Source organism: Sphingopyxis sp. LARHCG72, assembly GCF_052871675.1.
Genome location: NZ_JBIXJU010000004.1, coordinates 234956 through 252107, shown reverse-complemented (window position 1 = coordinate 252107; position 17152 = coordinate 234956). Strand labels below are relative to the sequence as shown.

Sequence of the window (17152 nt, the reverse complement as noted above, 5' to 3'; positions counted from 1 at the left end):
GCAATGTCCGCCGACGCTCTCCTTCCTTTGCTCAAATCCACCTTCGGTTTCGATGCCTTTCGCGGGCGTCAGGGCGAGGTCGTGAGCCGGGTGATGGCGGGCGCGCGCACGCTGGCGGTGATGCCGACGGGCGCGGGCAAGTCGCTGACCTATCAGCTGCCCGCGGTCGCTCTGAACGGCTGCGTTGTCGTCGTGTCGCCGCTGATCGCGCTGATGCACGACCAGCTGCGCGGCGCGCGCGCGGCGGGGATCCGGGCGGCGAGCCTCACGAGCGTCGATGCCGACTGGGCCGACACGCGGCAGGCGTATCGCGACGGCCAGCTCGACCTGCTTTACGTGGCGCCCGAGCGCGCGACGGGCGAGGGGTTCCGCACCTTGCTCGAAGCGCAGACGCCGGCGCTGTTCGCGATCGACGAGGCGCATTGCGTCAGCGAGTGGGGGCATGATTTCCGCCCCGATTATCGCCTGCTGCGCCCGTTGCTCGACGCCTTTCCGGCGGTGCCGCGGCTCGCACTGACCGCCACCGCCGACAAGCACACGCGCGAGGATATCCTCGTCCAGCTCGGCATCCCGGCCGATGGGCTGATCCTTGCCGGCTTCGACCGGCCGAACATCCGCTACGCGATCCGCCCGCGCGTGAGCCCGGCGAAACAGCTCGTCGATTTCATCGCCGCCAATCCGGGGCCGGGGATCGTCTATGCCCCGACGCGCAACGGCACCGAGCGGCTCGCCGAGCAGATCGCGGCGGCGACGGGGCGGAGCGTCGCGGCCTATCATGCCGGGCTCGACCCCGAACGGCGCGCGCAGGTGCAGCATGATTTCGTCGCGTCGGAGGACGGCATCGTCACCGCGACGGTCGCCTTCGGCATGGGGATCGACAAGCCCGATGTGCGCTTCGTCGCGCACGCCGGGCTGCCGAAATCGATCGAAAGCTATTATCAGGAAACCGGCCGTGCGGGGCGCGATGGCGACCCCGCCGAGGCGATGATGCTATGGGGCGCCGACGATTTTGCGCGCGCGCGGATGCGGCTTTCGGAATTACCCGAGGCGCGCGTCGCGGGCGAGCGGGTGCGGCTTAATGCGCTCGCGGCGCTGGTGGAGACGGTCGAATGCCGCCGCGCGCTGCTGCTGCGCCATTTCGGCGAGAACCCGCCCGCGCGCTGCGGCAATTGCGACAATTGCCTCGAACCCGCGGCGCAGGTCGATGCGACGGTGCTCGCGCAGAAATTGCTCTCGGCGGTCTATCGCACCGGGCAGAGTTTTGGCGCCGGGCATATCGAGGCGGTGCTGTGCGGGCGGAGCGACGAGCGGATCGCGAGCCGGGGCCACGACAAATTGTCGGTGTTCGGGATCGTCGCGGGCGAGGAGGCGCGGCTGATCAAGCCGCTGGTCCGCTCGTTGATGGCGCGCGAGGCGCTCGATACCACCGAGCATGGCGGGTTGATGCTCGGCCCCGCGGCGCGCGCGATGATGAAGGGCGAGACCGCGGTGCTGATGGCCGAACCGCCGGTGAAGCGGACACAGCGCGCCTCGCGCGGCGGCGCCAGTGCGACGCCGAACCCGGTCGGCGATCCGCTGTTCGACGCGCTGCGCGCGATGCGGCGCGAACTCGCGGCCGAGGCGAATGTACCGCCTTATGTGATCTTCCACGACGCGGTGCTGCGCGCGATGGCGAGCGAGCGGCCTGCGACGCGGAGCGCGCTGGCGGACATCCCCGGCGTCGGGGGCAAGAAGCTCGACGCGTGGGGCGACGCGTTCCTGAATGTGATCCGGCAATTTTGAGCCGATATCGGACCGTGCGGCTGGCCGATTTCGTAAACGGCTAGCCATATTCCGAACGCGGCGCGACCGGTGCGCCGATCGTCGCCACTTCGCTTTCATCGCGGCCGCTCTCCCTTCGCGGCGCCGATCGATGAAAGGATTTCGACCATGAAACACCGACTGATCCTCGCGCTGGTCGCTGGGTGCCTCGCTTGGACGCCGATGGCGGTTCTGGCGTCCGATACGCTCCCGACCGTTCGGGTCGATATGCGCACGCTCGACCTGCGCGCCCCCGCCGATGTGAAGACCGCCGAGCGCCGGATCGAGCGCGCGGTCAGGACCGCGTGCCGCAGCGATGTCGAACATTTGAGCTTCAAGGCGCGGCGAGTGGCCCGCCAGTGCCGCGAGGCGACGCGCGAGCAAGCCATGCGGACATTGCAGGGCCGGCAGCTCCAGCAACTGGCGGCGCAATGACCCGGCACGGTGCGGCCGCGATGGTGGCGCGCCGACGTGGCTTGCAGTAGCAGAAGGCGATGGCATCGCTGATGATCCTCGATCCGATGATTCGTGGCGGCGCCATCGCGCTGTTCCTGCTGTGGATCGCGATATTGGCGCGCGACCATGGGCATGTCCTCCCCGCGCGCGTCGCGATCGCGATGAACCTGTCGATCATTGCCTATCTGCTCGTCCCGGTCTTCAGCCCCGGTGGAACGGCGCACTTTCCCTTCGCCATCTGCGACGCGCTGTCGGTGATGGTGCCGGCTTTCTTCTGGCTGTTCGTGCGGCTGTGGTTCGACGACCAGCAACGGATCGGCTGGCGCAGCTGGCTGCTCGTTGCCGCGTTCGCCGTGCTGCCGCTGACGCAGATCATATTGATGGCCGCGACGGGGACGTTCAGCTTCGAGATATGGGTGCTCGTGCGCATCGGCATGTTCGCCTTTGCCGTGGCGGGCATGTGGATCGCGTGGCGCGGACGCGCGAACGACCTGATCGAGGCGCGGCGCGGATTTCGTGCTGCGCTCGTTTGCGCGATCGGCGGCTTCATCCTGCTCGTGACCTTTATCGAGATGTTCGACGGCCATGGTACGGCGTCCGATCCGGGGCGGTCGGTGACGCTGGTTGCGATCCTGATCGCCACCTTCATCGTATCGGTTGGCCTGTATCGCTTTCGGTTGGCCGAACTGTTCGCGGCGCCGGGGCGGCCGGCGAAGCAGGCGGAACCGCAAGCGACGCCCTCGCCGCTCGCGCAGCGGCTGCACGCGGTGATGGCCGAGGCGCGCGCCTATCGCGCCGAAGGCTTTTCGATCACGATCCTCGCGGCCCAGCTCGGCGAGCCCGAATATCGCGTGCGGCGCGCGATCAACGGCGAGATGGGTTTCCGCAACTTCACCGCGTTCCTGAACAGCTTCCGCCTCGACGAGATCCGCGCCGCGCTCGCCGACCCGGCGCAGCGCGACGTGCCGATCCTGACGATCGCGATCGACGCGGGCTTCGGTTCGCTGGGACCGTTCAACCGTGCGTTTCGCGATGCCGAGGGGATGACGCCGAGCGCGTATCGCGCCGGCCGGCTTGCCGATTCCGGAATCGGCTAGCCGATTTTCGACATTGCGGCGCACTGGTGCGGAAAAGCTGGTCAACGGCGGACATCGATTTGAAGGATGTCCGCATGATTCAAGACCTGCCGCCGCTCGCGATCCTGTTCGAAAAGGGGCCCGCGATCTTCGCCTTCGACTTCGGCCGCTACCTTGTCGCGGCGGGGGTGACGAGCGCGATCGTGTGGGGGCTGCGGCGGTCGAGCCTTGCGGCGCGCAAGATCCAGGCGCGCGAGGCGACGGCAGCCGACCGGCGCCGCGAAGTCCTGCAATCGCTGCAGACCGTCGGTGTCTATCTGTTCGTATCGTTGTTCATTGTCTGGGGCGTCGATAGCGGCGTGCTGCATCGCTTTGACGGCAGTCGCGGCCTGCTCGGCGACATGGCGCTGCTTGCGGCGATCATCGTTGCGCACGACGCCTATTTTTATTGGGTGCACCGTGCGATGCATCATCCGCGGTTGTTCAAGACGTTCCACCGCGCGCATCATCGTTCGGTGACCCCGACGCCGTGGGCGGCCTATAGCTTCGCGATTCCCGAAGCATTCGTGATGATCGCCTTCGTGCCGATCTGGCTGTTCTTCGTCGCGACGCCGGCGTGGGTGATGTTCCTTTGGATCAATTTCCAGATCGTCCGCAATGCGATGGGACATGCGGGGTTCGAACTGCACCCGCGCTGGTGGCTGGCGACGCCGCTGACGCGCTGGATCAACACGACGACGCACCACGACCTGCACCACAGCGGCGGGTTCAACCGCAATTACGGGCTCTATTTCACCTGGTGGGACAAATGGATGGGATCCGAGCATCCGCACTATGCCGAACGGTTCCACACGGTCGTGTCGCGCGCGCCGGTGCGCGAGATCGCGGAGCCTCAGGCCGGCGGCGAAATGACCGAAACGATGTCGCTGCGAAGCGTCCAGCCGAGCCGTTCGTAAAGCGCCCTGCCGTCGGCGGTGGCGACGAGCAGGCGCGTCGTGACGCCGCGGCCCGCGGCGCGGCGGCCGAGTTCTGCCATGATCGCCGAGCCGAGTCCGCGGCGGCCGAATTGCGCCTCGGTGACGATCTGGTCGTAGACGGCGACGGTGCCATGGATGCCCAGAACGCCGCGCGCGGCGAGGGTGCCGTCGGCATCGCGCGCGACCGCTTCGAACCGGTCGGCACCTTCGGCGACCTCGATCGTGAAGTCGGGCGTGGGCCGCGCGGCGGGCAGATCGGTCCCTGCCGCCATCAGCCACATCGGATCGCGCGGCTCCCAGCGCGGCGGGATGTGCGGGAGAATCGCGTCGCGCGGGGCCGCGATATCGACGTAGATATATGGCGCATCGACCGCGGCGAAGGCGGCGGCGACGGCTTCGCCCGACGTGTCGCCGAGGATGAAGCGCCCGGCCTGATCGGGTTTGCCGGCATCGAACCACAAGGCCGGAGACATCGTGGCCGCGACGGGGCGGGCATAGCCGCGCGCCGCGCAATAGCCGAAAGCCCATTGGAAATGATCGTTCATATCACGACCATAAGCGACGCGGGGGACAAGGGAAGCGACAACGCATTTCCGGCTGCACCTTCACGCTTGTCAGCAAGGGCGCGGCGGGAGTAGATCGACGGCATGAGCGATTTTCGAACCCTGTCCGCCGACTATAGCGTCGCCCCGCAGATCAGCATCGAGGATATTGCCGAGGCGAAGGCCGCGGGTTTTGCGATGGTGATCAACAACCGTCCCGATGGCGAAGAGCCGTCGGCGCCGCAGGGCGACGAGATCGCACACGCCGCGGCGGCCGAGGGGCTCGCCTATGCCGCGATCCCGATCGGCCATGCGGGTTTCAGCCATGCGCAGATCGATGCGCTCGACAAATTGCTGCGCGATGCGACGGGGCCGATCCTCGCCTATTGCCGCTCGGGCACACGCTCGACGCACCTGTGGGCGCTGACGCGCGCGCGCGCGGGCGACGATGTCGATGGCATCGTCGAGGCGGCGGCGAAGGCGGGATATGATCTTTCGGGGCTGCGGCCGATGCTGGACGCGCTCGCGGGGGAAAAATGAATCAGGCGGCGTTGATCCAGCTCGGCGCGTCGCTCGTCGCGGTGCTTTTCATCGCCTGGCTGGTCGGGAAGATCGGGCTGGGAAGCGACCCGCGGATTGCAGACGCAGCCCATGCGATCCGGCTCGCCGAAGAGGCCGAGGCGGGGTTCCACGGGGTCGATGTCGCGCGCGACCGCGCGGGCTTTGCCGCGATCGTGCGGAATGCCGAAGGGCGGATGATGCTGGTGCGCGCGCACGGCAATTTCTTTGCGGCGCGGCCGGTCGATGCCAGCGTCGAGGGCCGGCTCGACAAGGATTTCCTGACGCTGACGACGCCGGAGAAAACATTCGGCGCGGTGACGTTGCAATTGGGGAAGGATGCGGGGATGTGGGCGAGCCGGATGCGCGAGTTTAACCGTGGATAAGCTGCCCGATCCGGTCGTCTACGCCGTTCCCGCGTTCATCCTGCTGCTCCTGGTTGAGATGCTGATCTCGCTGCGTGCCGACAAGAGCCGCTACGAAGCGCGCGACACGCTGACCTCGCTCATGCTCGGTACGGTCAGCCAGGTCGCGGGCGCGCTCGTCGGCGCGGCAGTGATCGGCATGTCGGTGTGGGTGTACCAGTTCCACCTGTTCGACATCGGGATCGAGTTCAGCCGCTGGTGGTGGGCGTGGATCCTCTGCTTCTTCCTCGACGATCTGGCTTATTATGCTTTCCACAGGAGCGCACACCGCGTGCGCTGGTTCTGGGCGAGCCATGTCATCCACCACAGCTCGCAGCATTATAACCTGTCGACCGCGTTGCGGCAGACGTGGACGGGTTTCTTCAGCCTGACCTTCCTGTTCCGCCTGCCCTTGTTCCTGATCGGCTTTCCGCCGGCGATGGTGTTCTTCTGCGCGGGGCTCAACCTGATCTACCAGTTCTGGATCCATACCGAGGCGATCAAGCGGTTGCCGAAGTGGTTCGAGGCGGTGATGAACACCCCGTCGCACCACCGCGTCCATCACGGGGTGAACCCGCGCTATCTCGACGCGAACTATGCCGGCGTGTTCATCATCTGGGACAAGATGTTCGGCAGCTTCGTCGCCGAGCGCGACGACGAGCCGGTGCGCTATGGGATCGTCAAGCAGCTCGGCAGCTTCAACATCCTGTGGGCCGCGGTGCACGAATGGGTCGGCATCGCGAAGGACGTCTGGCACGCGCCGTGGAGGCACAAGCTGGGTTATATATGGCGCGAGCCCGGCTGGAGCCACGACGGCAGCCGCGCGACGAGCGCGATGATCAAGGAGCGCTGGGCGATGGGACGGCCGGCCGAAGAACCGGCGGAATGAACGATACACGCCGGCCATATTGGGATGTGCTGGCGTTTGCTGCGGGCGCGGTTCCGATTTTTCTGGCGATCGCCGCGAGCGCGACCGGGCTGCACCATGGCGGTGTCATGATTTTTGTAGGGTCGGCCGGTTCGGAGCTATGGCTGGCTTCGCTTCTGTGCGTTGCTGTTTTTCTGATCGGTGCCGTCGCGGGCTGGCGTTTCGGCAATCGCTGGCTGATCGCCAGCGGGGGCGTGTTGCTTGCGCTCTGCGCCGCGCCTTCGCTGCTCTTGCTGGCAGCTTGCTTCAACGGCAACTGCATTTGAAAGCCGTTGCATCTAGCAGCTTGCCTCGCCCCCTAATGACATTCATGTAAGCACGCGGACGACCGCCAGCAGGCGGCGCGAGGGAGAGTCGCAAGCATGGATCAGTTCGACATCATCGTCATCGGCGGCGGCAGTGCGGGGAGCGCGGCGGCGGGGCGGCTGGCCGAGGATGGATCGCGGACGGTGTGCCTCGTCGAGGCGGGCGGGACCAACGACACTGTGCGCGTCAAGACGCCGGGCTTCATGCCGTTCATCCCCGACGCCTCGAACTATCGTTACGAGACGGTGCCGCAGCCGGGCCTCAATGGCCGAACCGGATACCAGCCGCGCGGGCGCGGGCTTGGCGGGTCGAGCGCGATCAACGCGATGGTCTATATCCGCGGCCACGCCTTCGATTACGACCAGTGGGCCGCGCTCGGCGCGACGGGCTGGAGCTATGCCGACGTGCTGCCCTTCTTCAAGCGCAGCGAAGGCAATGAGCGCGGCGGCGACGAATTCCATGGCAGCGGCGGGCCGCTCAACGTGATGGACCAGCGCTGGCCCAATGTGACGAGCAAGCGCTTCATCGAAAGCGCGGCGTCGCTGCAACTGCCGCGCACCGCCGATTTCAACGGCGCGCAGCAGGAGGGTTTCGGCCTCTATCAGGTGACGCAGAAGGCGGGCGAACGCTGGTCGGCGGCGCGTGCCTATGTCGAACCGCTCCGTGCGCACGGCAATTTCGCGGTGCGCACGGGGGCGCGGGTCGAAAAAATCCTGATCGAGGAGGGGCGCGCGGCGGGGGTCGTGATCCGCCGCGGCGGCAACCGCGAGACGCTCCGCGCACGCGGCGGCGTGATCCTCTCGGCGGGCGCCTTCAACAGCCCGCAGATTTTGATGTTGTCGGGGATCGGGCCGGGCGCGCACCTGAAGGACAAGGGGGTCGAGGTGACCCTCGACCGCGAAGGCGTCGGTGCGAATTTGCAGGATCATATCGACTATGTGTCGAGCTGGGAGACGCGCTCGACCGAGCCGTTCGGCGACAGCCTCGGCGGGACCTGGCGGATGGTGAAGGCGATCTTCGAGCATCGCACCAAACGCACGGGGATCATGACGACCTGCTTTGCCGAGGCCGGGGGCTTCTGGAAATCGCGGCCCGACCTGCCCGCGCCCGATATCCAATATCATTTCGTCCCCGCGATGCTCGAGGATCATGGCCGCACCAAGGTGAAGGGGCACGGCTTTTCGTGCCATGCCTGCGTGCTGCGCCCCGAAAGCCGGGGGACGGTGCGGCTGGCGTCGGGCGACGCCGCCGCGGCGCCCGCGATCGATCCGGGCTTCCTGACCGACGCGCGCGACATCGCGACGCTGCGCGCGGGGGTGCGGATGATGCACCGCATCGCGACCGCGCCGCCGCTCGGCGATTACGCCGGGGTCGACCGGCATACGGTGAATCTCGACGACGATGCGGCGCTCGACGCGCTGATCCGGTCGCGTGCCGATACCGTCTACCACCCCGTGGGCACATGCCGGATGGGGAGCGACGCCGACGCGGTGGTCGATCCGACGCTGAAGCTAAGCGGCATCGACGGGCTATGGGTCGCCGATGCGAGCGTCATGCCGCGGCTTGTTTCGGGCAACACTAACGCGCCGAGCATCATGATCGGCGAGCGCGCGGCCGATTTCGTGAAGGCGGCGTTGAACTAAGCGGTGCAGGCGGCTGCGAGCCGCGCGCCAGTCCTCGTCAGGTCGTAGCGGCTCGCGGGCGGTCTCGCGTCGAGCACTTCGCGCGTCACCAGTCCATGTTTCCCGAGCGCCGTCAGCCCCTGCGACAGCGCACGCGGGGTGGCGGGGGCGAGGAGGCGCGAGAGGGCGTTGAAGCGGTCGTGTCCGGTGCCGATCCCGGCGACGAGGGGCAGGCCCCAGCGCGTTGCGGCGCCGGGCGGCAGGCCGATCGCGCTCTGCGCCTCGGCAATCGTCGCGGCGCGCGTCGCGGCGGCGGCGCCCGTTTCGGTCAATATATATTCGGGGCGGAGTGGATGGCCGTGGCCGGGGTTGCGCTCGACCCAGCCGATCGCCGCTGCGGCCTCGAGCGTCCGTGCGCAGCTGTCGCGGGGTAGCTCCAGCCGGTGGATCAGCTCGACGAAGCGCGCGCCTTTGTGTGCCGCGAGGTCGGCGAGCAGCGGCACCAGCCAGCGATGGCTGCCGAGCTGGACGAGCAGGGGATCGGGTGCGGTTGACGGCATTTGCAACTAACTATACAAACCAGACCTTAGAAGCAAGCGATAGGGGCCGCGCGATTCTCCGCCCCGGTCGGATGTTGCGACAACGGGAGGAAGGACATGGCATTGCAGATCGGATCCGAGCTGACCTGTTCGATGGGGGTCAAGGACATGACCGCGTCGATCGCCTGGTACGAGCGGGTGATGTTGTGCGAGTTGCTCTACCGCGCCGACGAGATCGGCTGGTGCGAGCTCAAAACCCCGATGGCGGGGGTCAATATCGGGCTCAGCCAGGTCGAGAGCGTGGTGCAGGGCGGCGGCGCGACCAATGTGTTCGAGGTCGCCGATATCGCTGAGGCCAAGGCGCATCTCGATGCCGAGGGCGTGCGGCAGGACGGCGATATCCAGCATATCCCGGGGCTGGTGAAATTGCTCACCTTCTATGACCCCGACGGCAACGCCTTCATGTTCTCGCAGTCCGAGATGGCGGCATGACGCCGCTCTGGTGGGCGGCGGCGGTGCTGGTCGCACCGGCGGCGCCCGCCGAAGCCCCGCCACTCTCCCCGACGCTCGCTCCCTGGCACGGCAACTGGGCCGGGGAAGGGCAGGCGTTCGGCAAACCCGCGACCGCGACGCTCGACATCGCGCCCGGAGCGGCGGGAGTGACGCGGCTCACCTATCGCCTGCACGTCGCGGGAAGCGCGCCGATGACCTATTCGGCCGAGGCGACCTATGCCTTCGATGCGAAACGGCGCCTGCGCGGCCAATGGACCGACAGCAGCGGCCGGACGCGCGCCGTCATCGGCGGTGTGAACGCGGCAAAATGGTGGACGCATTGGGGCAGCGCGGACGTCGAGATCGGCCGCTCGACCTATGGTCTCGAGGCCGACGGAACGCTCGTGATCAGCGATTCGGTGCTGCAGGAAGACGGCAGCTGGCGTGTCTTTGCCATGCTGCGCTATCGGCGCACAAAGCCCTGAAAACTGCCGATTTTCGGCGGCATCCATGCTGCGCACAAAAAAAGAGGGCCGGAACTTTCGTCCCGGCCCAGCCTTTCAGGCTCTCCCCTCCTGAAACTGTTGACGCAATGAATGCCATATTAATGTCATGTTGAAAAGGGCAAAATTGCGGCAATGCTGCACAAAATTTGTGCAGCATTTCAGCGCGTAGAAAGGGGGCGAAACATCGCTGCATCGCCCCCTTTTCATGCCGGTCAAAAACCCTTGCGGACCGTGACGCCGAAGGTGCGTGGCTGGTTCGTTGCAAAGCCGAGCCGCGCCCGCCCGCCGCGTTCGCGGTCGAAGGCCAGCAGCGCATTTTCGTCGAGCAGATTGTTCACATAGACCGAGATTTCGAGCTCGTCCGGAAACTCGATCCCCGCGCCGAGGTTCACCAACTGATAGTCGGGCAGTTTGAGGTCGAGTGTCGTTGCCGAGCCGACCGGCGCCCCGCCGAAGGTGAAGCCGTGGACGAAGGTCCGTGGATTGTTTTCCTGGTCGCCCGGCTGGGTATAGCGGCTGCCAACGTGCTGGAAGGATGCGGTGACGAAGGCGTTGGTGTCCGACGATGCATCGATCGGGAAGCTGTACGTCGCGTTCGCCGCCATCTGGAACCTCGGCACCGACGGCAGGCGGTTGCCCTTGCGGATCCCCTCGATCACCGTGCCGTTCGGGCGGGTCAGCGTCGAATCGAATTCGGCCTCGACATAGCTGCCCGACAATCCGAGATCGAGCCCGGCGAGGGGGCTTGCCGTCAGTTCGAACTCGAGCCCCATCGTATGCGCGTCGGCGTTGAACACGATACGCGACGAGCAGCTTCCGGCATCGGCGGTGACCTGCAGATTGTTGATCTTGGTATAGAAACCTGCGGCGTTGAAGGTGATGCCGCCGAACTGTGCCTTCACCCCGCCCTCGTAGTTCCACAAGGTTTCGTCGTCGTATCGCGGCCGCCCGCCGAAGGTCGCGGCATCGGGACCGTTCGGCACGCCGCTGTCGCACAGCGGCAGGTTCAGCGGATCGTTGACCCCGCCGAGGCGGAAGCCTTTCGACGCCTGCGCATTGAGCGTGACGCCGTCGGCGACGTCATAGCTGAGCAGCAGGCGCGGCGAGAAGCCGGTCGACGAGGTCTTGTCGCGCGCGTTGTCGCCGTTCGGGAACAGCCCGCCCGAAACAAATCGGCGGCTTTCGTCGAAGGCATAATAGCGCCCGCCGAGCGTCGCGGTGAGCGCTTCGGTGAGGTCATAGGTCACCTCGCCGAAGATCGCGATCTGCGTCAGATTATAGGGAATGTCGGCATTATAGGGCGAATCGGGCCCGAAACCGTTCGCAAGGTCGGACGATTCGAGCGGAACGCCGGGCGCACGGCAGACCGGGTTGACGGGGCGCGAGCAGAGGCCGGCAAGGAACGGATCGTCATACTGGTCGTAGCCGGGCGTCGGCAGGCGCTGGGTATAGTCGCGTTTGACATGCGCATAATAGCCGCCGACGAGCCACTGGAAGGGGCCGTCGCCTGCCGAGTTCAGGCGCACTTCCTGCGTGAACTGCTTGACCCCGGTGGTGTCGACGAGGTTCGCGGGGAGCAGGATTCCGGCATCGACGAAGCCGAGGTCGGCGGACACGCTGCCCGTCAGCGCGCTTGCGTCGCGGCTGACGAGAATGTCGCGGTCGGTGTAGGTCGTGACCGATGTGACACCCACCGTGTCGCCGTCATAGTTCATCGTCAGGTCGAAAAGCTTGACCTCGTCCTTGAACGCCTCGTCGAGCAGCAGATATTGCTGGCGTTCCTTGAACGTGACCTGCGGCCGCGTCGTCGTGAATTGATTGGCGTAGAGATTATAGACTTCCTGCCGGTTGAAACCGTCGGTCGTGACCTTTTGGTAGAGGAAGCGCGGGGTGATCGACAGGCCTTCGGCCGGTTGCCAGAGCAGCGACACACGGCCGCCATAGCGTTCGCCGCTGTTGACGTCCTCACTCTCGCCGCCGCCTTCGCGCAGCGCATTGATGAAGCCGGCGTATCGCGTGTAATAGCCGACCGCGCGCATCGCGAGATTGGAGCTGAGCGGCAGGTTGATCGCACCCTTCAAATGGCCGCCGATATCGTCGCCGTCGACGAGGTTCACATTGCCTTCGACCTTGCCCTCGACGCGGTCGAGATTGGGCTGGTTGGTGATGTAGCGGAGCGTGCCGCCGACCGATCCCGATCCGAAGAGCGTGCCCTGCGGCCCGCGCAGCGTTTCGACGCGGTTGAGGTCGAAGAGGTCGAGGTCGGGGGTGAAGAGCGACAGCGAGACGACCGATTCGTCGAGATAGACGCCGACCTGTTCCTTCACGCCGGGCTGGTCACGCGCGATCTGGCCCGCCGACACCCCGCGCACCGACACCTGGCTCTGGCCGGGTCCGAGATTCTGGACCGTCAGGCCCGCAACATTGCGCGAGAGATCCTCGACCGTGTTCGCGTTGGCGCGCTCGATCGCCTTTTCGGTCTGCGCGTTGATCGAGAAGGGAACGTCCTGAAGGCTGGCGTCGCGCTTCGTCGCGGTGACGATGATTTCGTTGCCGTCATAGCTATCTTTGGGCGCATCCTGCGCCGCCGCGGGCGGGGTTGTCGCAAGCGCAAGCAGCGACAAGCTCGCGAGCATGTGGGAACGTGCAAGCATCCTTTTTCTCCTCCTGAAAGCCAGCTCTTTGACTGGTCCGGCAGAGGAGTGCGCACCCCGGGGCGAAAGTTGCACGAAATGAACCGGGAAAAAATTTGGCGAGGCGCTGTTGCATCCGGGTCACAGTAAAAAAAAAGGCCGGGACGTGTGTCCCGGCCAGTGGTTCGCAGGAGGAACCTGGGGAGGACCCCGCCGCCGCCGTTTGAAAGGAGAGAGAGCGTGCGGCGACGGGTATCCTGTCTCGTTGTCAGTAGTTGTAGGCGCGCTCCCCATGCTCGCCGAGATCGAGGCCTTCGCGCTCCACCTCTTCGGAGACGCGCCCGCCGGTGACGGCTTTTGCGACAGTGAAGGCGATGGCCGAACCGACCGCCGACCAGAGGACGGCGACGCCGACCGACTTGATCTGGATCCACAGCTGGCTGCCGAGGACATAGTCGTCGCCGGCGGGACCGCCGAGTGCGGGCAGCATCGTGACCGCGGTCAGGATCGAGCCGATCAGGCCGCCGATGCCATGGATGCCGAACACGTCGAGCGAGTCGTCGAAACCGAGCTTGGCTTTGAGCTTCATCACGAACCAGCAGCAGACGATGCCCGCGACCGCGCCGAGCAGGATCGCCCCGAACGGACCCGAGTTGCCCGCGGCGGGGGTGACGGCGACGAGGCCGGCGATCGCACCCGAGCAGGCGCCGAGCAGCGAGCCCTTGTGGCCGAGCGCGCGTTCGGTGAGCATCCAGAAGAGGACGCCCGCGGCGGTCGCGGTGAAGGTGTTGATCAGCGCGAGGCCGGCCGACCCATTGGCTTCAAGCGCCGAGCCGGCGTTGAAGCCGAACCAGCCCACCCAGAGGAGGCCGGTGCCGACCAGCGTCATCGTCAGCGAGTGCGGCGCCATGATTTCCTTCTGGTAACCCGTGCGCTTGCCGATGATCAGGCAGCCGACGAGCGCCGCGATGCCGGCGTTGATGTGGACGACCGTCCCGCCGGCGAAGTCGAGTGCGCCCCAGCCGAAGATCAGGCCGGTCGAGGCATCGTCACCGCCCAGATACCAGACCATATGCGCGATCGGGTAGTAGACGATGGTCAGCCAGACGATCGCGAAGACCATCACCGCCGAGAATTTCATGCGCTCGACGAGCCCGCCGAGGACGAGCGCGACGGTGATCGCCGAGAAGGTCATCTGGAAGGCGATGAACACGAATTCGGGGATCACGACGCCGTCGGTGAAGGTCGCGACGGTCGAATCGGCGGCGACCCCGGCGAGGAACAGCTTGCCCGACGAGATGAACTGGTTGGCGTCGCCGCCGAAGGCAAGGCTGTAGCCGAACATCACCCACATGATCATCGCGAGCGCGGCGACGGCGAGGATCTGCGTCAGCACCGACGCCATATTCTTGGTGCGGACGAGGCCGCCGTAAAAGAGCGCGAGGCCGGGGACGATCATCGCCATGACGAGCACGGTCGAGATCATCATCCACGCGGTGTCGCCCTTGTCAGGCGTCGGCTTGACGGCTTCGGCGACGGCGGGCGCCGCCTCCTGCGCCCAGACGGGCAGCGCGGCGAACAGTGCGAGGCCTGCGGCCCCGGCACCCGCCGCAAATTTGTTTGCGAACGTCATATTTTCCCCCTTCGTCATTACAGAGCCGCCTCGCCGGTCTCGCCGGTGCGGATGCGCACGGCCTGACCCACGTCGAGGACGAAAATCTTGCCGTCGCCGATCGAGCCGGTGCCGGCGCTTTGCTGGAGCGTTTCGACGACCCGCGGCGCGAGTGCGTCGTCGCACACGAGTTCGATCTTCACTTTCGGCACCATGTTGGTGGCATATTCGGCGCCGCGGTAGATTTCGGTCTGCCCCTTTTGCCGGCCGAAACCCTTGACCTCGGTCACGGTCATGCCGGCGATGCCCAGACCGGTGAGCGCCTCGCGCACCTCGTCGAGCTTGAATGGTTTGATGATGGCCAAGATCAGCTTCATGACGCCCCCTTTTGCTAATGGCACGATGTTGCAGTGCAACAGCCGTGCCAAATTGCGCGAGGTGCGCGAAAGTTAACATTTTGTGACGGTTTTGAGCCGGGGCAACGAACAATCGGTCGTTCGCTGGGCAGGCGAGGCAGGTCTTTGCCTAAATTTTAGGCAGGGTCGGTCGCGGCCTTGAACCGCGCCCAGATCGGCAGATGGTCCGATGCGCGCGCGGCGAGCGCGCTGCGATGCACGCCCGCGTCGACCGCCTCGAGATCGGGGGTGGCAAAGATGCGGTCGAGCCGGGCGACCGGGCGGCGGCTGTGAAAGCTGTGGCCGGTGTCGACGAGGCGGTGGTGCGCGCCGAAATCGGCAAGGCAGCCGCCCGTCGGACGCCATTCGTTGCAGTCGCCCATCAGGATCGTCGGCAACTCCTCGCCCTCGGCGACATGGTTCAGGATCGCGCGCGCCTGCTGGCGGCGGCGCAGACCCGAAATGTCCAGATGCATGCCGACGACGCGGAGGCGGGTGTCGCCGATCCGCACGGTCGCCGCGACCGCGCCGCGCGGTTCGAGCGTCGGCAGGTGGAGCGCGTGGCTTTCCTCGACCTCTGCACCCTTGCGGACGAGCAGCGCATTGCCGTGCCAGCCGATCGCATAGGGCCGCCCGTCGAGCAGGTCGACGGGGACATAGTCGCTATGCTCTTCGAACATGTGCGGCGGGATCGCGCTCGCGCGCGTGCCGAAACGGCGGTCGGCTTCCTGCAGCGCGACGATATCGGCATCGAGTTCGCGCAGCACCGAGAGCACCCGGCCGGGATCGCGGCGCCGGTCGAGCCCGATGCCCTTGCGCATATTGTAGCTGGCGACCTTGATCATGACGTGCTTTTCAAGCGCTCAGGCCGCGTTTCCGTTCCCGACGGCCTCGAATTCGGCGATCAGCGCCTGCGCTTCGGCCATATCCTCGTCGAGCACCATGATGCGCACGGGGATGAGTAGTCCGACGCTTTCGGCGATATTCATGCCCGCGTCGAAACAGACGGCGTGCACGCCCGCGCTTTCGAGGCGGCCGCGCAGCAATTCGGCCTCGGCGCCGTTGGGGAGGCGTGCCAGTTCGACCAGCGGCATCAGGCGTCGCCTGCGATGAAACGGTCGGTCGGGCGCGTCGGCAGGCCGTCGATGCTCTTCGTGCGGCCCCTGAATTTTTCGACCCACAGGTCGCGGTCGGCCTGACGGTGATATTTTTGCAGCGTGTCGCGTTCGTGTTGCAATTCCATCATCGGCACGCCCCAGCCGCAGCTCGTCTGCACGCTTTCGACGTCGATGACGAAAATCTGGCGCGTGCCGGGGATGAGGGTGAAATGGGCGGCGAGCGCGTCCCACTCACCATCCTGCGGCAGCACGGGGCGGCCGCGGCCATAGATGCGCAGGATCAGCGCGCTGCGGTCGAAGGCACAGAACATGATCGTGATGCGCCCGTCGGCGGCGAGGTGCGCGTGCGTTTCGTTCCCCGACCCGCCGAGGTCGAGATAGGCGACCTGGGCGTTCGACATGATGCGGAAGCTGTCGGCATAACCCTTGGGCGACAGGTTGATGCGCGCATCGGCGGCGGCGGTCGCGGTGAAATAGACCGGCTGCTTTTCGATGAAGGCGATATGCTTGTCGGTCAGCGTGTCGGTGAATTCGGCCATGGCTCTTCTCCGTGTCGAACCGGCCCTATCACCAATTCTTGCCCTCTTCTATCGCCGCGGCCTCGTCGGCGCGGCTGGTGCGGCCGAGCGCTTCATTGCGGTGCGGGAAGCGGCCGAAGCGGTCGATGATGTCGAAATGTTTCTTCGCATAATCGGCGAACAGGGGGTCGGCGAGCTGGCCCATCAGGCGCAGCGATTCGCGCTGGTCGGCGATATCCTCGCTATGCTCGAAGGGAAGATAGGCGAACTGGCGGCGGTCATCGGGCCAGCGCTGGTCCCAGCCCCTGGCGACGATGCCGCGCGCGATCGCCCGCGCAAGTTCGTCGGTCGCAAAGGCGTCGGCGTGGCCGCGAAACAGGTTGCGCGGCACCTGGTCGAACAGGATCGCCGCGGCGAGCGCAGTGTCGGGATCGGTCAGGAAGCTTGCGGGCGGCTGTGAGCGGAGCGCCTCGTGCCAGCCTTCGGCGAGGTCGCGGACTTCGGCGTCGAATTCGGGGCCGCCGCCGTACCAGTCGCTCATGCCGTGCGTGTCGAACCAGAAGGCGAGGAGTTGCCGGGCCCAGTCGGCGGGGGGAGGGGCGGGCGTTTGGGTGTCATCTGTCATTGCGCGCACAGCGAAGCAATCCGGAGCGATTTACGCAACCCCGGA

The 17152-nt window shown here is 66.2% G+C and carries 20 protein-coding genes; 11 read left to right on the top strand and 9 right to left on the bottom strand.

Annotation, left to right across the window (positions count from 1 at the left end):
• Nucleotides 1–3 precede the first annotated feature (3 nt).
• From recQ to ACIPPQ_RS11340, 4 genes are all read left to right on the top strand, one after another.
• A complete protein-coding gene (gene recQ / locus ACIPPQ_RS11355; protein WP_446544186.1) occupies nucleotides 4–1782 on the top strand; it encodes a DNA helicase RecQ in 1779 nt (592 codons plus the stop codon).
• A 147-nt stretch (nucleotides 1783–1929) separates the two neighbouring features.
• Nucleotides 1930–2235 carry a UrcA family protein gene (locus tag ACIPPQ_RS11350; RefSeq protein WP_446544185.1) on the top strand — a complete coding sequence of 102 codons (306 nt, stop codon included), beginning with the start codon at nucleotides 1930–1932 and terminating at the stop codon, nucleotides 2233–2235.
• A 59-nt stretch (nucleotides 2236–2294) separates the two neighbouring features.
• Entirely contained in the window at nucleotides 2295–3353 is a 1059-nt protein-coding gene (locus ACIPPQ_RS11345; protein WP_446544184.1) for a helix-turn-helix domain-containing protein, read from the top strand.
• 74 nt (nucleotides 3354–3427) lie between these two features.
• On the top strand, nucleotides 3428–4288 hold the full coding sequence (locus ACIPPQ_RS11340; protein ID WP_446544183.1) for a sterol desaturase family protein: 861 nt from the start codon (nucleotides 3428–3430) through the stop codon (nucleotides 4286–4288).
• Here the strand turns inward: ACIPPQ_RS11340 and ACIPPQ_RS11335 are convergent.
• A complete protein-coding gene (locus ACIPPQ_RS11335; protein WP_446544182.1) occupies nucleotides 4225–4854 on the bottom strand; it encodes a GNAT family N-acetyltransferase in 630 nt (209 codons plus the stop codon). The two genes, ACIPPQ_RS11340 and ACIPPQ_RS11335, sit on opposite strands and share 64 nt — an antisense overlap.
• Before the next feature lie 102 nt (nucleotides 4855–4956).
• On the opposite strand from ACIPPQ_RS11335, the gene ACIPPQ_RS11330 reads away from it, so the two are divergent.
• The 5 genes from ACIPPQ_RS11330 (at nucleotide 4957) to ACIPPQ_RS11310 (ending at nucleotide 8690) form a co-directional block, all read left to right on the top strand.
• Nucleotides 4957–5391, top strand: coding sequence for a TIGR01244 family sulfur transferase (locus tag ACIPPQ_RS11330; RefSeq protein ID WP_446544181.1), 435 nt, complete (start codon nucleotides 4957–4959; stop codon nucleotides 5389–5391).
• The gene (locus ACIPPQ_RS11325) at nucleotides 5388–5795 is read left to right on the top strand and encodes a hypothetical protein (protein WP_446544180.1); all 408 of its coding nucleotides are present in this window, start codon (nucleotides 5388–5390) and stop codon (nucleotides 5793–5795) included. Before ACIPPQ_RS11330 ends, ACIPPQ_RS11325 begins: the two co-directional genes overlap by 4 nt.
• The gene (locus ACIPPQ_RS11320) at nucleotides 5788–6702 is read left to right on the top strand and encodes a sterol desaturase family protein (RefSeq protein WP_446544179.1); all 915 of its coding nucleotides are present in this window, start codon (nucleotides 5788–5790) and stop codon (nucleotides 6700–6702) included. Before ACIPPQ_RS11325 ends, ACIPPQ_RS11320 begins: the two co-directional genes overlap by 8 nt.
• Nucleotides 6699–7007, top strand: coding sequence for a hypothetical protein (locus ACIPPQ_RS11315; protein WP_446544178.1), 309 nt, complete (start codon nucleotides 6699–6701; stop codon nucleotides 7005–7007). The genes ACIPPQ_RS11320 and ACIPPQ_RS11315 overlap by 4 nt, the downstream gene beginning before the upstream one ends.
• Before the next feature lie 96 nt (nucleotides 7008–7103).
• On the top strand, nucleotides 7104–8690 hold the full coding sequence (locus tag ACIPPQ_RS11310; protein ID WP_446544177.1) for a GMC family oxidoreductase: 1587 nt from the start codon (nucleotides 7104–7106) through the stop codon (nucleotides 8688–8690).
• Here ACIPPQ_RS11310 and ACIPPQ_RS11305 read toward each other — a convergent pair.
• Nucleotides 8687–9229, bottom strand: coding sequence for a winged helix-turn-helix transcriptional regulator (locus ACIPPQ_RS11305; protein ID WP_446544176.1), 543 nt, complete (start codon nucleotides 9227–9229; stop codon nucleotides 8687–8689). The genes ACIPPQ_RS11310 and ACIPPQ_RS11305 overlap by 4 nt on opposite strands.
• A gap of 96 nt (nucleotides 9230–9325) precedes the next feature.
• Between ACIPPQ_RS11305 and ACIPPQ_RS11300 the strand changes: the two genes are divergently transcribed.
• On the top strand, nucleotides 9326–9700 hold the full coding sequence (locus ACIPPQ_RS11300; RefSeq protein ID WP_446544175.1) for a VOC family protein: 375 nt from the start codon (nucleotides 9326–9328) through the stop codon (nucleotides 9698–9700).
• On the top strand, nucleotides 9697–10185 hold the full coding sequence (locus tag ACIPPQ_RS11295; RefSeq protein ID WP_446544174.1) for a hypothetical protein: 489 nt from the start codon (nucleotides 9697–9699) through the stop codon (nucleotides 10183–10185). Before ACIPPQ_RS11300 ends, ACIPPQ_RS11295 begins: the two co-directional genes overlap by 4 nt.
• Nucleotides 10186–10418: 233 nt before the next feature.
• Here the strand turns inward: ACIPPQ_RS11295 and ACIPPQ_RS11290 are convergent, their stop codons facing one another.
• The 7 genes from ACIPPQ_RS11290 to ACIPPQ_RS11260 all read right to left on the bottom strand — a co-directional run bounded on the left by ACIPPQ_RS11290 (nucleotide 10419) and on the right by ACIPPQ_RS11260 (nucleotide 17107).
• Entirely contained in the window at nucleotides 10419–12860 is a 2442-nt protein-coding gene (locus ACIPPQ_RS11290; RefSeq protein ID WP_446544173.1) for a TonB-dependent receptor, read from the bottom strand.
• A gap of 247 nt (nucleotides 12861–13107) precedes the next feature.
• On the bottom strand, nucleotides 13108–14472 hold the full coding sequence (locus ACIPPQ_RS11285) for an ammonium transporter (RefSeq protein ID WP_446544172.1): 1365 nt from the start codon (nucleotides 14470–14472) through the stop codon (nucleotides 13108–13110).
• Between the two features lie 17 nt (nucleotides 14473–14489).
• Nucleotides 14490–14828: a P-II family nitrogen regulator gene (locus ACIPPQ_RS11280; protein ID WP_003043080.1), complete on the bottom strand. Its 339-nt coding sequence runs from the start codon at nucleotides 14826–14828 to the stop codon at nucleotides 14490–14492.
• Between the two features lie 155 nt (nucleotides 14829–14983).
• Entirely contained in the window at nucleotides 14984–15691 is a 708-nt protein-coding gene (locus ACIPPQ_RS11275; protein WP_446544171.1) for an endonuclease/exonuclease/phosphatase family protein, read from the bottom strand.
• Nucleotides 15692–15709: 18 nt separating this feature from the next.
• A complete protein-coding gene (locus ACIPPQ_RS11270) occupies nucleotides 15710–15940 on the bottom strand; it encodes a putative signal transducing protein (protein ID WP_446544170.1) in 231 nt (76 codons plus the stop codon).
• Nucleotides 15940–16503, bottom strand: a complete 564-nt coding sequence (locus ACIPPQ_RS11265) for a pyridoxamine 5'-phosphate oxidase family protein (RefSeq protein ID WP_446544169.1) — start codon at nucleotides 16501–16503, stop codon at nucleotides 15940–15942. Before ACIPPQ_RS11265 ends, ACIPPQ_RS11270 begins: the two co-directional genes overlap by 1 nt.
• Nucleotides 16504–16531: 28 nt before the next feature.
• Nucleotides 16532–17107: a DUF924 family protein gene (locus ACIPPQ_RS11260; RefSeq protein ID WP_446544168.1), complete on the bottom strand. Its 576-nt coding sequence runs from the start codon at nucleotides 17105–17107 to the stop codon at nucleotides 16532–16534.
• Between the last annotated feature and the right edge of the window lie 45 nt (nucleotides 17108–17152).

Coding starts and splice junctions, on each gene's coding strand:
- recQ (WP_446544186.1), top strand. CDS start 4: ATGTCCGCCGACGCTCTCCTTCCTTTGCTCAAATCCACCTTCGGTTTC.
- ACIPPQ_RS11350 (WP_446544185.1), top strand. CDS start 1,930: ATGAAACACCGACTGATCCTCGCGCTGGTCGCTGGGTGCCTCGCTTGG.
- ACIPPQ_RS11345 (WP_446544184.1), top strand. CDS start 2,295: ATGGCATCGCTGATGATCCTCGATCCGATGATTCGTGGCGGCGCCATC.
- ACIPPQ_RS11340 (WP_446544183.1), top strand. CDS start 3,428: ATGATTCAAGACCTGCCGCCGCTCGCGATCCTGTTCGAAAAGGGGCCC.
- ACIPPQ_RS11335 (WP_446544182.1), bottom strand. CDS start 4,854: ATGAACGATCATTTCCAATGGGCTTTCGGCTATTGCGCGGCGCGCGGC.
- ACIPPQ_RS11330 (WP_446544181.1), top strand. CDS start 4,957: ATGAGCGATTTTCGAACCCTGTCCGCCGACTATAGCGTCGCCCCGCAG.
- ACIPPQ_RS11325 (WP_446544180.1), top strand. CDS start 5,388: ATGAATCAGGCGGCGTTGATCCAGCTCGGCGCGTCGCTCGTCGCGGTG.
- ACIPPQ_RS11315 (WP_446544178.1), top strand. CDS start 6,699: ATGAACGATACACGCCGGCCATATTGGGATGTGCTGGCGTTTGCTGCG.
- ACIPPQ_RS11310 (WP_446544177.1), top strand. CDS start 7,104: ATGGATCAGTTCGACATCATCGTCATCGGCGGCGGCAGTGCGGGGAGC.
- ACIPPQ_RS11305 (WP_446544176.1), bottom strand. CDS start 9,229: ATGCCGTCAACCGCACCCGATCCCCTGCTCGTCCAGCTCGGCAGCCAT.
- ACIPPQ_RS11300 (WP_446544175.1), top strand. CDS start 9,326: ATGGCATTGCAGATCGGATCCGAGCTGACCTGTTCGATGGGGGTCAAG.
- ACIPPQ_RS11295 (WP_446544174.1), top strand. CDS start 9,697: ATGACGCCGCTCTGGTGGGCGGCGGCGGTGCTGGTCGCACCGGCGGCG.
- ACIPPQ_RS11290 (WP_446544173.1), bottom strand. CDS start 12,860: ATGCTTGCACGTTCCCACATGCTCGCGAGCTTGTCGCTGCTTGCGCTT.
- ACIPPQ_RS11285 (WP_446544172.1), bottom strand. CDS start 14,472: ATGACGTTCGCAAACAAATTTGCGGCGGGTGCCGGGGCCGCAGGCCTC.
- ACIPPQ_RS11280 (WP_003043080.1), bottom strand. CDS start 14,828: ATGAAGCTGATCTTGGCCATCATCAAACCATTCAAGCTCGACGAGGTG.
- ACIPPQ_RS11275 (WP_446544171.1), bottom strand. CDS start 15,691: ATGATCAAGGTCGCCAGCTACAATATGCGCAAGGGCATCGGGCTCGAC.
- ACIPPQ_RS11270 (WP_446544170.1), bottom strand. CDS start 15,940: ATGCCGCTGGTCGAACTGGCACGCCTCCCCAACGGCGCCGAGGCCGAA.
- ACIPPQ_RS11265 (WP_446544169.1), bottom strand. CDS start 16,503: ATGGCCGAATTCACCGACACGCTGACCGACAAGCATATCGCCTTCATC.
- ACIPPQ_RS11260 (WP_446544168.1), bottom strand. CDS start 17,107: ATGACAGATGACACCCAAACGCCCGCCCCTCCCCCCGCCGACTGGGCC.